This is a genomic window from Stenotrophomonas sp. SAM-B, assembly GCF_013387485.1.
Lineage (GTDB): Bacteria > Pseudomonadota > Gammaproteobacteria > Xanthomonadales > Xanthomonadaceae > Stenotrophomonas > Stenotrophomonas maltophilia_AA.
In genome coordinates this window covers 59,057-71,882 of record NZ_JABBXB010000009.1, presented here as the reverse complement: position 1 = coordinate 71,882, position 12,826 = coordinate 59,057, and the positions used below count along the sequence as shown (strand labels likewise).

The 12,826-nt window shown below is 65.6% G+C and carries 11 protein-coding genes; 5 read left to right on the top strand and 6 right to left on the bottom strand.

The features are described from left to right. Positions 1-15: 15 nt before the first annotated feature. Complete coding sequence (locus HH110_RS16080) at positions 16-372, top strand: DUF1304 domain-containing protein (RefSeq protein ID WP_176990606.1); 357 nt, start codon at positions 16-18, stop codon at positions 370-372. 87 nt (positions 373-459) lie between these two features. On the opposite strand, the gene HH110_RS16075 is transcribed toward HH110_RS16080, so the two are convergent. The 3 genes from HH110_RS16075 to HH110_RS16065 form a co-directional block, all read right to left on the bottom strand. Then, entirely contained in the window at positions 460-930 is a 471-nt protein-coding gene (locus tag HH110_RS16075; protein ID WP_176990605.1) for a hotdog fold domain-containing protein, read from the bottom strand. Between the two features lie 70 nt (positions 931-1,000). Continuing rightward, positions 1,001-3,478: an acyl-CoA dehydrogenase gene (locus HH110_RS16070; RefSeq protein ID WP_176990604.1), complete on the bottom strand. Its 2,478-nt coding sequence runs from the start codon at positions 3,476-3,478 to the stop codon at positions 1,001-1,003. Then, positions 3,475-4,395 carry an alpha/beta fold hydrolase gene (locus tag HH110_RS16065; RefSeq protein WP_176990603.1) on the bottom strand — a complete coding sequence of 307 codons (921 nt, stop codon included), beginning with the start codon at positions 4,393-4,395 and terminating at the stop codon, positions 3,475-3,477. The genes HH110_RS16070 and HH110_RS16065 overlap by 4 nt, the downstream gene beginning before the upstream one ends. 139 nt (positions 4,396-4,534) lie before the next feature. On the opposite strand from HH110_RS16065, the gene HH110_RS16060 reads away from it, so the two are divergent. Further along, entirely contained in the window at positions 4,535-5,137 is a 603-nt protein-coding gene (locus tag HH110_RS16060) for a TetR/AcrR family transcriptional regulator (RefSeq protein WP_019185113.1), read from the top strand. Positions 5,138-5,266: 129 nt separating this feature from the next. On the opposite strand, the gene HH110_RS16055 is transcribed toward HH110_RS16060, so the two are convergent. From HH110_RS16055 to HH110_RS16045, 3 genes are all read right to left on the bottom strand, one after another. After that, positions 5,267-8,095 carry a TonB-dependent receptor gene (locus HH110_RS16055; protein WP_176990602.1) on the bottom strand — a complete coding sequence of 943 codons (2,829 nt, stop codon included), beginning with the start codon at positions 8,093-8,095 and terminating at the stop codon, positions 5,267-5,269. 517 nt (positions 8,096-8,612) lie between these two features. Next, entirely contained in the window at positions 8,613-9,437 is an 825-nt protein-coding gene (locus tag HH110_RS16050) for a hypothetical protein (protein WP_176990627.1), read from the bottom strand. Between the two features lie 152 nt (positions 9,438-9,589). After that, a complete protein-coding gene (locus HH110_RS16045; protein ID WP_176990601.1) occupies positions 9,590-10,486 on the bottom strand; it encodes an Hsp33 family molecular chaperone HslO in 897 nt (298 codons plus the stop codon). 79 nt (positions 10,487-10,565) lie between these two features. On the opposite strand from HH110_RS16045, the gene mtgA reads away from it, so the two are divergent. The 3 genes from mtgA to HH110_RS16030 are packed head-to-tail and all read left to right on the top strand — an operon-like array spanning position 10,566 to position 12,765. Continuing rightward, entirely contained in the window at positions 10,566-11,315 is a 750-nt protein-coding gene (gene mtgA / locus HH110_RS16040; protein WP_176990600.1) for a monofunctional biosynthetic peptidoglycan transglycosylase, read from the top strand. A 39-nt stretch (positions 11,316-11,354) separates the two neighbouring features. Then, positions 11,355-12,374, top strand: coding sequence for a glycosyltransferase family 2 protein (locus HH110_RS16035; RefSeq protein ID WP_176990599.1), 1,020 nt, complete (start codon positions 11,355-11,357; stop codon positions 12,372-12,374). After that, on the top strand, positions 12,334-12,765 hold the full coding sequence (locus tag HH110_RS16030; protein WP_176990598.1) for a CBS domain-containing protein: 432 nt from the start codon (positions 12,334-12,336) through the stop codon (positions 12,763-12,765). The genes HH110_RS16035 and HH110_RS16030 overlap by 41 nt, the downstream gene beginning before the upstream one ends. Positions 12,766-12,826: the final 61 nt, after the last annotated feature.

Below are 12,826 nucleotides of genomic sequence, written 5' to 3'. Positions count from 1 at the left end.
TCTGGAAGCCTGCCCATGTATTGGATCGCGCTGTCGTTGACCCTGCTGGTCGCCCTGCTGCACGTGTATTTCCTGGTCCTGGAAATGTTCCTGTGGACCAAGCCGCTGGGACTGAAGACCTTCCGCAATACGCCGGAGAAAGCGGAGACCACGCGGGTGCTGGCGGCCAACCAGGGCCTGTACAACGGCTTCCTCGCCGCCGGCCTGTTCTGGGGCTTGTTCGATCACCTGCCGATGCTGGTCAACTTCATGCTCGGCTGCGTGATCGTGGCCGGCTGCTATGGCGCGTACAGCGTCAACAAGCGGATCTTCTTCATCCAGGCGGTGCCGGCGATCCTGGCCGTGGCGGCATGGTGGATGGTGCCTGCCTGACAGGCGCCAGCCACGCATGGCGTGGCGCCACCCTGCGACCGATGGATCGGAGGTAGCGCCACCCCATGGGTGGCTGCGCACCAGCGATCAACGCTTGACCGGTGACACCCACATCGCGATCCGCGCCTCGAACACCGCCGTGCCGGCGTCATCGCGTACCTGCACCTTCACTGGCAGCGCGTAGCCGGCCTCGGCGGCGACGATCGGCTGCTCCGGTATCGCCACGGCATGCTGGGTACCGGTCGCCTTGGCCAGGTACTGCACCTCCATGCCCTTCGGGATCCAGCGCATGCCCTTCGGCAGTGACGCATCCACCATCAGCCCTGCAGTGAGTTCGGCCAGGTTGCACAGCGCGATCGCGTGCACGGTGCCGATGTGGTTGGTGACCCTGCGCCGGTGCGCGATGCGCCCTTCGCAGCGGCCCGGTTCAAGCACGGTGATGCGCGGGGAGATGCTGGCGAAGTAGGGTGCCTTGAAACACACCGCACGCGAGAACAGCCAGGGGCCGGCGGGCCAGCGCTGCATGCGCCGGTAAAGATTCAACAGTGGAGCGGACATCCAGGATCTCCCTGCGAAAACGGCGGACCGAAGTCCGCCGTTTTCGTTCACATGATTGCCAGGATCGGGATCACGCGGCTTCGGACTGCGCGTCCTGCTGGGCGCGCTTGTAGTAGCCCGCCGAGCGCAGCTCTTCCGGATCGAAGTCGTCCACGGTGATCGTTTCCAGGGTGAGCGTACGCAGCTCTTCAAGCAGGGTGCGCTCGTCCTGGGTGATCACGCCCTCGGCCACGGCTTCGTCCAGCTGGGTCACGAAGTCCAGTGCCTCGATACCCTTGGTCTTGAGCGCCTTGATGAACTTGCGCTCCACCGGCTCGGCCATGATCGCCTTGGACAGGTAGCTGTTGATGCGGCCACCCGGGTTGTTCTCGCACGGGGTCAGGAACACGCCACTGGCCAGACGGTCACGGGCCTCGTTGGGCGCCATCAGCAGCGCGGCGACGCGGTGGCCCAGGCGGTCACCCGGGGCTTCGGCACGGCGGCCGAACGGGAAGATCAATGCCCACATCAGCCAGCCGATCGGACGCACCGGGAAGTTGCGCAACGCGGCCGACAGCGACAATTCGATCTTGTGCACGCTGTCATGGAAGGCCCAGGCCAGCAGCGGCTGGTCGGCGGTCGGTGCGCCTTCGTCGTGGTAACGCTTGAGCATCGCGCTGGTCATGTAGATGTGGCTCAGCACATCGCCCAGGCGGCCGGACAGCGATTCCTTGAACTTCAGCTTGCCGCCCAGCGTCATCATCGAGATGTCGGCCATCAGCGCCAGGTTGGCCGAGTAACGGTCCAGCTTGCGGAAGTAGCGGCGGGTGTAGGCATCGCCCGGGGCGGCACCGAAACGCGCGCCGGTCAGGCCGAACCAGAACGAACGCACGGCGTTGGAAATGCCGTAGCGGATATGCCCGAACAGGCTGCGGTCGAATTCCTGCAGGCCGGCGCGGGTGTCCGGGTCCTGCGCGGCCTTCATCTCCTTCAGCACCCACGGGTGGCAGAGGATCGCACCCTGGCCGAAGATCAGCAGGCTGCGGGTCATGATGTTGGCGCCTTCGACGGTGATCGCGATCGGCGCGGCCTGCCAGCTGCGGCCGGCGAAGTTGCGCGGCCCCAGGATGATGCCCTTGCCGCCGATCACATCCATCACGTCCGAGATCACTTCACGGCTCATGGTGGTGCAGTGGTACTTGGCGATGGCCGACGGCACCGACGGCACGTCGCCGCGGTCCACCGCCGCCGCCGTGGCCTGGCACAGCGCGCTGATCGCGTAGGCCTTGCCACCGATGCGGGCGAGCGCTTCTTCCACGCCCTCGAAGCGGCCGACCGACAGGCCGAACTGCTTGCGGATGCGCGCATAGGCACCGGTCACCACGGCACCGGCCTTGGCACCGCCACTGGCGGTGGAGGGCAGGGTGATCGAGCGGCCGACGGCCAGGCACTCGTTGAGCATGTTCCAGCCCTTGCCGGCCTTCTCGGCGCCGCCGATCAGCTGGGTCAGCGGGATGAAGACATCCTTGCCGCGGATCGGGCCGTTCTGGAAGGTCGAGTTGAGCGGGAAATGGCGACGGCCGATTTCCACGCCGGCGGTGTCACGCGGCAGCAGGGCCAGGGTGATGCCGATGTCGCGGGTGCTGCCGATCAGCCCATCCGGGTCGTACATGCGGAAGGCCAGGCCGATCAGCGTGGCCACCGGGGCCAGCGTGATGTAGCGCTTGTCGAAGGTGAGCTTGACGCCGAGCACCTGCTCGCCGTTCCACTCGCCCTTGCAGACGATGCCGTAATCGGGAATCGAGGTCGCATCCGAGCCGGCGAACGGACCGGTCAGGCCGAAGCAGGGCACTTCACGGCCATCGGCCAGGCGCGGCAGGTACAGGTCCTTCTGTTCCTGGGTGCCGTAATGGTTGAGCAGTTCACCCGGGCCCAGCGAGTTCGGCACGCCGACGGTGGAGCTGACCACGCTCGACACCGAGGCCAGCTTCTGGATCACCTTGTGGTGGGCCAGCGCGCTGAAGCCCAGGCCGCCGTATTCCTTCGGGATGATCATGCCGAAGAACTTGTTCTTCTTGATGAAGCTCCACAGCTCCGGCGGCAGGTCGGCGTAGACGTGGGTGATTTCCCAGTCGTTGACCATCCTGCACAGCTCTTCGACCGGGCCATCCAGGAAGGCCTGTTCCTCGGCGGTGAGCTGCGGCTTGGGGTAGTTGAGCAGGATGTTCCAGTCCGGATCACCGGTGAACAGCTCGCCTTCGAAACCGACCGAGCCGGTTTCCAGTGCGATGCGTTCGGTCTGCGACAGCGGCGGCAGCACCTTGCGGAACACCTTCATCATCGGCGCGGTCAGCAGCGGCTTGCGGATGAAGGGCAGCAGCAGCGGCACGGCGATGACGGCGACGATGGCCGCCGCCACGATCGTGGCGGTCTGGTTGACGTACGGGATGAACCAGCAGGCGGCCAGCAGCACCAGGCTGATGATCGTCCAGGTGATCAGGCGCATCCGGTGGTAGGCGACGAACGCGCCTGCCAGCAGGATCGCAAGGAAGGGAACGACAATGCTCATGAGCGTGCTCCGGTGACGTGCTCGGTAGTGACGGACGATGCGACGGCGGAGGCCGAGGGCAACACGTCCAGATAGTCCAACACAGTAGCGGTAAAGGCGTTGTTGTCGTCACCGGCGACCATGTGGGTGGCCTCCGGCAGCTGCACGTGGCGTGCATGTGGCACCAACGCGAGGAACTCGGCCACCGTCTGCGGGGTGACCAGGGTGCTGCGGCCACCGCTGACCAGCAGCAGGGGGCATTTCACCTGGCGCGCCGCCTCGGCAAGCGCGTCCTGGTGTTGTTCGCTGTCACGCGCCAGCTCGGCGACCAGACGCGGATCCCAGTGCCAGCGCCAGCGACCGTGACCGTCCTCGCGCAGCAGCGCACGCAGGGCGTCGTCGGACTTGCGCGGGCGGTGCGGCATGTAGGAGGAGATCACGTCGGCGGCCTGGGACAGCGACGCGAAGCCGTCCGGGTGCGCGGTCATGAACATCAGGATCTTTTCGACGCCGGCGGTATCCCAGCGTGGGGTGATGTCCACCAGCACCATCGCCGAGAACAGGCCCGGCCAGCGCGACTCGGCGAGCAGGCCGAACAGGCCGCCCATCGACGCGGCGATCAGGATCGGCGGCTGCGGTTGTTCGCCCGCCAGCACGATCAGGTCATCGGCGAACTGTTCGCCGTGGTAGGCAAGGTCGGCCGGGTTCCAGTCGGAATCGCCGTGGCCGCGCGCGTCGTAGGCCAGGGTCTGGTAGCCGGCCTCGACCAGCGCGTTCGCGGTGGCGTTCCAGGCATGCCGGGTCTGGCCGAAGCCGTGGGCGAACAGGACGGTGCCGCGGCGCCCCGGGCTCGAACGGGTGGCGGCGAGCACGGCGTCATGCGCGCCGGTCAGTCGCTCATCGTCAAAGCGGGGCAGGGTAGAAGAAGGAGTGACCATACTCGTTAGTATGGACCTGCCCTGTGCGATGTCAATACTTCGGAGTATGGTGTCCTCATCCCTTGTGCCAGCAGGCGTGAAGCGGACTTTCGCCGATTCACATACTGCAACCAACCCCGGCGTATGGTTAAATCCACCTATGAATGAACCCGAAGCTTCCGCCGGCGAGCCACGTGCCGGCCGCAACAGCCGCCTCAGTGCCGAAGACTGGGCCCAGGCCGCACTGGATCTGATTGCCGAACAAGGCGTGGGCGCGGTCGCGGTGGAGCCGCTGGCGCGACGTCTTGGTGTCACCAAGGGCAGCTTCTACTGGCACTTCCCCTCGCGCGACGCGTTGCTGCAGGCGGCGCTGGAGCGTTGGGAACTGTTCGAGCAGGAGCAGGTATTCGGCAGCCTGGCCGATGTCACCGATCCGCGCGTGCGCCTGCGCCAGCTGTTCCAGGTGGTCGCCCATGAAGTGCAGCCGCACATCATCTACAGCGAGCTGCTCAAGGCGCTCGATCACCCGATGGTGCGCCCGGTCATCGACCGTGTTTCGCACCGGCGCCTGGAGTATCTGGTCGCCTCGTTCCGGCAGGCCGGCCTGAGCCGCACCGATGCGCAGCACCGTGCGCGGTTGGCCTACGCGGCCTATGTCGGTTTCCTGCAGTTGTCGCTGCAGCTGCAGCAGCCCAAGCAGGCCCGCGAGGATTTCGAAGCCTACGTGGAGCACGTGATCGAGACACTGATTCCGCTCGGTTGATCGGTTCGCCGTGCATATGCAGAAGGCCGCGGAAACGCGGCCTTTTTCATGGGTGTCGTAACGGCAGGCAATAAAAAACCACGGCCCCGAAGGGCCGTGGTTCTGTCTCAGGCTGCTACCTGGCTACGATCAGAACTTCTGGTTGTAGCGCATGTAGAAGAAGCGGCCCGGGATTTCGTACTGCGGGTCGAACGAGTTGGCGAAGGTGGTGTACGCCAGCGGCGGATCGCGGTCGAAGGCGTTGTTGACACCGACGGTGACACGGGCGTTCCACGGCGACTGCCAGTAGGCGCTCAGGTCGGTGTAGGTGACGCTGGCGATCTTGCGCTGCGGATCATCCTGGCCACCGATACCGACGTGGTCACGATCCGAGCACAGCAGGTTGAAGTTGGCGCCACCGAAGGAGGTGCCGGTGCAGTCTTCATTCTGGCTCGAGTAGTAACGGGCCGATGCGGTGGCACCGAAATCACCCAGCTGCCAGGCAACCAGCAGGTTGGAACGCACACGCCAGTAGTTGTCGCGGCTCAGGTAGTTGCCGACGCGGTTGTAGCCTTCGGTCACCGGATCTTCGATCGTGTACTTGGAGGTGTAGGCGGTATCCAGGACGAAGCTGAAGCTGCCGTACGCGGTATCCGGCATACGGTAACCCAGGGTCACGTCCCAGCCTTCCACTTCCATCGTGCCCACGTTGCTCGGCACGGCCAGCAGGTTCGAGATCTGGCCGGTGCTGTCACGTTCGATCAGGTCGCACTGCGACTGCACGCCCTGGTCGTAGCAGGCGTCCAGCGTCTGCTGGGCGGTCTGCGCGTAGATGGCACCTTCGATCTTGATGTTCCACCAGTCGACCGACACGTCCAGGCCCGGTGCGAAGCTCGGGCTGTAGACGAAGCCCAGGGTCTTGGAGGTGGAGGTTTCCGGGCCGAGATCCGGGTTGCCACCGGTGGTCGTACGGATCTGCGAGTTGGACTGGTTGTAAGCCGGCACGCCGGCGCAGCTGGCGGGCGGGGTGTTCGCGTTGCCGGTCTGGACGCCGGCGCAGGGATCGGCCACGTCTTCGAAGGTGTCGCTCACGCCCTGGTACAGCTCGGCGATGGTCGGGGCGCGGAAGCCTTCGGACCAGTTACCACGGATCATCAGGTCGTTGATCGGCTTCCAGCGGAAACCGAACTTGCTGTTCACGGTGTTGCCGAAGTTGCTGTAGTCAGAGAAGCGGGTCGCCACGCTGAAGTCCAGCAGCTGCGCGCCGGTCACGCCGGACAGCAGCGGGATCGCCAGTTCCAGGTACGCTTCGTCCAGCTTGTAGCTGCCGTCGGTCGCGGTACGGGCGTTGCCGGTGGTGTCGCCGGAGTTGATCAGTGCGTCCGGGCCGTCAAAGCCGGATTCTTCACGGTGTTCGGCACCCAGCGAGAAGGCGAACGCGCCGCCCGGCAGGTCGAACAGCTCACCGCCGATGCTGCCGTAGTAGGTCTTCTGCTCGTAACCGTAGACGTCATGCGCGGTGAAACCGGCATAGTCGATCATGTCCTGGGTCAGCGAGCCGGCGCCGCTCAGCATGTTCATCGGCACGCAGCCGTCGATCACGCTGCCTGCGGTACCGCAACGTGCAGCGCCGGTGGCGTCGACGAACGACGGGCCCAGGGCGTTGCGGAGCGCGGAGATGTTGAAGAAGCCGGTGGTGACGTCGGTCTGGTCGTTCTTGCCGTAGAACATGCCGGCTTCCCAGTTCCAGAAGCGGCTGTTCACTTCGAAGTCGCCTTCGAAGGCACCGTTGAACGCGTAGGTCTTCACGTTCTGCTTGTAGATACGACCGCCAGTCTCGTTCGCACGGTACTGGATGTAGTCGATATCACGGCCGGTGTTGTTGTAGATGTTGTCGGCGCTGATGACGATGTTGGAGCCGTTGGTGCCCGGTGCGGCGCGGCCCAGCACGATCGGCATGGCAGCCAGGATCTGCTCGGATTCACGCTCGTTGTAGGTCACCGTGGTCTTGAAGCGGACGTTGTCGGTGATGCTCAGACCGGCGTCGGCGAAGATCGAGGTGCGCTCCTGCGGGGTGACCAGCAGGTTGCCCGGGGCGTGGTTGAAGCTGTCGGCCTGGCCGTAGTTGCGCCAGGTGCTGCCACCGTTGCCGGTGATGAAGTAGCCTTCGCTGCCGTTCGGACGGGCGGCGCCGAAGCGCGGGGAACCGTCCGGATTGGTGCCGACCTGCTGGAAGTAGCCGAAGCGGCCTTCCGGCGTGGTGGAGCTGTTGCCGGTGTACGGCACGGAGCCGAAGACCGGCACCGCCGAGATGGCACGGTCGCCCGCCCACACCGGTTCTTCCTTCACGTAGCCCACGCCCAGGGTGGCGTGCCACTTCTCACCGGCCGAACCGATGGTGAAGTCGTAGGACTCGCGCGAACCGTCGCCCTTGTCGTACTGACCGTAGTAGGCGTTGGCTTCTGCACCGTCGAAGTTCTTGCGCAGGATGATGTTGACCACGCCGGCGATGGCGTCCGAACCGTAGATGGTCGAGGCGCCGTCCTTCAGGACTTCAATGCGCTCGACGGCTGCGGACGGGATGGTGTTCAGATCGACCGCGCCACCCAGGCCGGTACCACCGACCCAACGACGACCGTTGACCAGCACCAGGGTACGGCTGGAACCCAGGTTGCGCAGGTTCACGCGGGTTTCGCCGTTGCCGCCGTTGTTGTAGGTGCTGTTGAGGGTCGAACCGCTGGTGGCGATGTTCTGGATGATGTCGCCGATGGAGGTCTGGCCCTGGGCCTGGATCTGCTCGCGGCTCATCGTGAAGACCGGCTGCGACGATTCCACGTCGGCGCGCTTGATGCGCGAACCGGTGACTTCGATCTTGTCGAGGGTCTGGGTTTCCTGTGCATAGGCTGCACCGGTGCTACCAGCGGTCACCACCAGCGCAAACGCAATGGCGTCGCGCAGCTTGTTTGTCCTGCAATTCATTGGCTCTCTCTCTCCAAATGGACTTGGGTGCTACGGGTTCTGGGATGGGCTTCAGCGCGGAGACGAAAGGCGTCTCCAAGTCGCGAAGCTGACTCGATAGTAACCACGTCTACGGAGAAATTAAAGACCCGTTAATACTTCATGTGATTCAGGTGAAATTCGGCAAAGTCCTTCTGCCACAAGGCGTCCGGGCCGATACCTGCGGAGAAGGCCGGTTGGTCCGGTCCAAGAAGTGATGACTTTTGGCACATTTTTTATGTCGTTTTGTAACTTTTTTACCTGAATGCGGGTCAAGGATCGGACACGGTGGGTCAGATGGGCGGTCTGTAGCGCGTCGTGATTGTCCCGCCGGTGAGTGTTCAGGCACGCCTTATGCTAGGCGGGCGGACGCGGGTGCATGCCATCGGCGGCGGCGGGCGCACACAGAAACGCCGCTACGGGCGAGCGGCGTGGATCAGGGAAACGGGCCCGCCTTCTGCGCGGTCGGGCATCGCGAAGCGGAGCAGGGACGCCTGGCTTACAGGTCCTGCTCGTAGCGGACGTAGGGCACGGTGCCTTCGTCGGTGCTCTCGTTGCGCGGGGCGAACGGATTCTTGCCACGGGTGACCACGTTCTCGGCGCCGACAGTGAGCTGGCCGCTCCAGGGCGTGCGCCAGGTCAGGCCGACGCCCAGGCCTTCCCACTTGCCGGGCTGGCCGGGGACATCGACCACGCGCCCGATGATGTTGCCGCTGAAGTTGCCATAGCCGGCGCCGATGGTGAGGCTCTTGCTGTCCCAGCGGTCGACGATCGCCGGGGAGGCGTCCGCGATCGGGACCAGGCGGGCCTTGGCATAGGTGCCACCGATCGAGACGAAGCCCTCGCGACCGATGTTCTTCTGACCGAACACGGTCAGATCGTTCTGTTCGGCGCGCAGCGACGGCGATTTGTTCGGACCGGCCAGCCAGGCCGGCAGGGTGTCACGGCCGCTGCCGGCGGTGAGGCCGACGCGACCGCCGGGGCGGTTGAACGCGGCGGTGCCGCTGACCCGGCGGCTGAGCGTGTTGTCGTCTTCATCGCCGAGCGTGGCCAGCATGCAATGGCTGGCCAATCCGCTGATGCTGGTGCCGCGGCTGCTGTTGCAGAGCAGGCCCAGCGAGTCACCCGACGACAGCCCGAAGGCCGCATCCAGCGAGCTGCGCCCGAAATGCCAGCGGGCCCCGACGGCCTGCTCGCCGGTCGGTTCCAGGTACAGCAGGGCCTCGACCTTGCCGCTGCCCTTGTTCCAGACCGGCAACACGGTGCCGTCCTGCTTGCCCTTGGCCTGCGCATGCGCGCCCGGGATCGCGCCTAGGGCGATCATCAGGGCCAGCGGTAGACGCAGAAGGGGATGCATGGGAACTCTCAGACAAGCGCAGTGAACACAAGTTCCCGCCGAAGCGGGACATTGATCCTAGGGCGTTTATGATTTCTTAACAAGTCTTCGTTCTCCCCAGAACAAAACTCGCGTCGAGATTACTGAAGCCGTTCAGGTGCCGGCGAGGAAACATCCATTCCGCGGAACAGTATGTCGAATTCCGTCAACGGAAAGTGATACTCCTGCCCGCAGAATTCGCACCGCACCTCGACCGCGCCGCTGGGCTCGGCAGCGGCACGGGCCTCTTCCTCGCCGATGGACTGCAGCATGCCTTCCACCCGCTCGCGCGAACACGAGCAGGCAAAGCGCAGGGCCTTGTCGCCCAGCAGTTCCGGCGTCTCTTCATGGAACAGGCGGTGCAGCAGATCGTGGCCCGGCACGTCCAGCAGTTCCTGCTTGCCCAGAGTCTCGAACAGGGCGCTGGCGCGCGACCAGCCATCCTGGTCGCCTTCGTCGCCGGGCAGCTTCTGCAGCAGCAGGCCCGCGGCGCGGGTGCCATCGGCGGCCAGCAGCAAGCGGGTCGGCAGCTGTTCGGACTGGCGGAAATAATCTTCGAAGGCCTCGTCCAGGCCGGCCGCGGTCAGGCCGACCAGGCTCTGGTACCGCTGCGGTTCGCGCGGGTCCAGGCCGGGGTTTTCGATGGTGATCGCCAGCAGCGCATCCTCGCCCAGCGCGGTCAGGTCGCGCGGCGCGTCGCCGCCGCCGTCAGCCAGCTGGACGATGCCGCGCAGGGTGCCGGCCGCGGTGCATTCGGCGAACAGGGTGCGCATGGCGGTGTTGCTGCGCAGCTGGATCGACAGGCGGCCATCGACCTTGGTGTGCCCGGTGAACAGCGCGGACGCGACGCTCGCCTCGCCGAGCAGTTCAGCGGCGCCCGGCGGATAGACCGCATGGGAGAGGATTTCCCGCCAGGTGTCATCGAGGTGCACATGCACGCCGCGGACGCCGGCATCGGGAAGCAGGAAACGGACAAGGGAGTCGGATTGGGCGGTCATCGGTTCGGTGGCTGCGCGAAAGGAGTGCCGGTTGCCGGATAATGCGCCGACCACCGTGCAAGTAAAGGATGCACCAGTAATGGGGGCAGAGCGCAGCAACCTCAAGGTCGAACCGGACCTGGAACCCTCACGTCCACGACGTTGGCACTGGAAGCGCCTGCTGTGGCTGCCGGTCCTGTTCGTGGGGTTCAGCGTGCTGCAGGTACTGGTCCTGCGCGTCATCGATCCGCCCGTATCCAGCGTGATGCTGTGGCGCTACGGCGAGGCGCTGGGGCAGGGCGACTGGAGCTACCGCCTGCACTACCAGTGGCGTGACCTGGAGCAGATGGCGCCGAGCCTGCCCATCTCGCTGGTGGCCGCCGAGGACCAGCGGTTCCCGGACCACAACGGCTTCGACCTGCAGGCGATCGAGAAGGCGCGCGACCACAATGCGCGCGGCGGTCGCCTGCGCGGCGCCAGCACGATCAGCCAGCAGGTCGCCAAGAACCTGTTCCTGTGGCAGGGCCGCAGCTGGATCCGCAAGGGACTGGAGGTCTGGTACACGGTGTTGATCGAAGCGCTGTGGCCCAAGTCGCGGATCCTGGAGATGTACGCCAACATCGCCGAGTTCGGCGATGGCATCTATGGCGCGCAGGCCGCGTCACGGCAGTACTGGAACAAGGACGCGTCCCGGCTGAGCCCGGCCGAAAGCGCGCGCCTCGCAGCGGTGCTGCCATCGCCCCGGCGTTACAGCGCGGCCAAGCCCGGACCGTACGTGCAGCGTCGCGCGGCATGGATCCAGCGGCAGGCGCGGCAGCTCGGCGGGGATGCCTACCTCGACCGGGACTGAGCATTCATCTACGTGATTGCCTGACGCTACAATCGCCGCATGAACAGCCCACGCCTGACCGTCGTCGTCGCCGCCCACAACGAAGCACTGGCCCTGCCGATGCTGCACCCGCGCCTGCGCGCGGTGCTCGATGGGTTGGAGGGCATCGACGGCCGCGTGCTGTACGTCGATGACGGCAGCACCGATACCACCTGGGCGGTGATGCAGGGTTTGGCCGACGCCGATGCCTGCGTCGGCGCACTGCGGCTGTCGCGCAACTTCGGCAAGGAGGCCGCGCTCACGGCCGGGCTGGATCTGGTCGACGAGGGCGCGGTGATGATCCTCGATGCCGACGGCCAGGATCCGCCCGAGCTGATTCCCGAATTCGTCGCGTTGTGGCAGCAGGGCTACGACAACGTGTATGGCACGCGCCTGGTGCGCGATGGCGAGAGCTGGCTCAAGCGGTCGACGGCCAAGGCCTTCTACCGGGTGATCGGGCGCCTGTCCAAGACCCCGATCCCGGCCGATACCGGCGATTTCCGGCTGCTGTCGCCGCGCGCGCTGCAGGCCCTGGGCCAGTTGCGTGAGCGCCACCGGTTCATGAAAGGGCTGTTCGGCTGGGTCGGCTTCCGCCGCAAGGCCTTGCCCTACCATCGCCATGCGCGGCTGGTCGGCGAGAGCAAGTTCGGTTTCTGGCGGTTGTGGAACTTCGCGCTGGAAGGCATCACCGGATTCTCGACCGCGCCGCTGCGCGTGACCACATACCTGGGCCTGGCCGCGGCGACGTTCGCGTTCGTCTTCGCGCTGGTGGTCGTGTCCAAGGCCGCCCTGTACGGCGACCGCGTCGCCGGCTGGCCGACGATGATGGCGGTGATCCTGTTCCTGGGCGGCATCCAGCTGATCGCGCTGGGCCTGATCGGCGAATACCTGGGCCGGCTGTATGAGGAATCCAAGCAGCGCCCGCTGTACCTGATTGACACCTGGCAACCGCCGTTCGTGGCAGACTCGGCCGTGCATCCCATCGGTGGAGAGCAGCGAGATGACCACGGTACGACAGCTGTTGGAAGGCAAGTCCCCTGAGGTATTCGCCGTCGCCCCGACATCGGCGGTGATCGATGCGGTCCGGCTGATGGCCGAAAAAGGTATCGGCGCGGTGCTGGTGATGGAGGGCCGGCAGCTGGTCGGCATCCTCTCCGAGCGCGATTACGCGCGGAAGATCGTGCTGCACGAGCGCTCCTCGCGGACGACCGAAGTGCGCGAGATCATGACCCCCAAGGTAGTGACCGTCGCCCCTGGCGAACAGGTCGAACACTGCCTGCAACTGGTGACCGATTATCGCATCCGCCACCTGCCGGTGGTCGACGGCACGGGCGTGCTCGGCGTGATCTCGATCGGCGATCTGGTCAAGTCGGTGATCGACGAACAGGCGCAGAAACTGGACCAGCTGCAGCAGTACATCGTCGCTGGCTGAGCGGGCATTCGTGCTGCCGGGCAGGCCGACCCCACGTCGGTACCTGCCCGTGCATCCACGC

Coding starts and splice junctions, on each gene's coding strand:
- HH110_RS16080 (WP_176990606.1), top strand. CDS start 16: ATGTATTGGATCGCGCTGTCGTTGACCCTGCTGGTCGCCCTGCTGCAC.
- mtgA (WP_176990600.1), top strand. CDS start 10,566: ATGGGGGCAGAGCGCAGCAACCTCAAGGTCGAACCGGACCTGGAACCC.
- HH110_RS16075 (WP_176990605.1), bottom strand. CDS start 930: ATGTCCGCTCCACTGTTGAATCTTTACCGGCGCATGCAGCGCTGGCCC.
- HH110_RS16045 (WP_176990601.1), bottom strand. CDS start 10,486: ATGACCGCCCAATCCGACTCCCTTGTCCGTTTCCTGCTTCCCGATGCC.
- HH110_RS16070 (WP_176990604.1), bottom strand. CDS start 3,478: ATGAGCATTGTCGTTCCCTTCCTTGCGATCCTGCTGGCAGGCGCGTTC.
- HH110_RS16065 (WP_176990603.1), bottom strand. CDS start 4,395: ATGGTCACTCCTTCTTCTACCCTGCCCCGCTTTGACGATGAGCGACTG.
- HH110_RS16060 (WP_019185113.1), top strand. CDS start 4,535: ATGAATGAACCCGAAGCTTCCGCCGGCGAGCCACGTGCCGGCCGCAAC.
- HH110_RS16050 (WP_176990627.1), bottom strand. CDS start 9,437: ATGATCGCCCTAGGCGCGATCCCGGGCGCGCATGCGCAGGCCAAGGGC.
- HH110_RS16035 (WP_176990599.1), top strand. CDS start 11,355: ATGAACAGCCCACGCCTGACCGTCGTCGTCGCCGCCCACAACGAAGCA.
- HH110_RS16055 (WP_176990602.1), bottom strand. CDS start 8,095: ATGAATTGCAGGACAAACAAGCTGCGCGACGCCATTGCGTTTGCGCTG.
- HH110_RS16030 (WP_176990598.1), top strand. CDS start 12,334: ATGACCACGGTACGACAGCTGTTGGAAGGCAAGTCCCCTGAGGTATTC.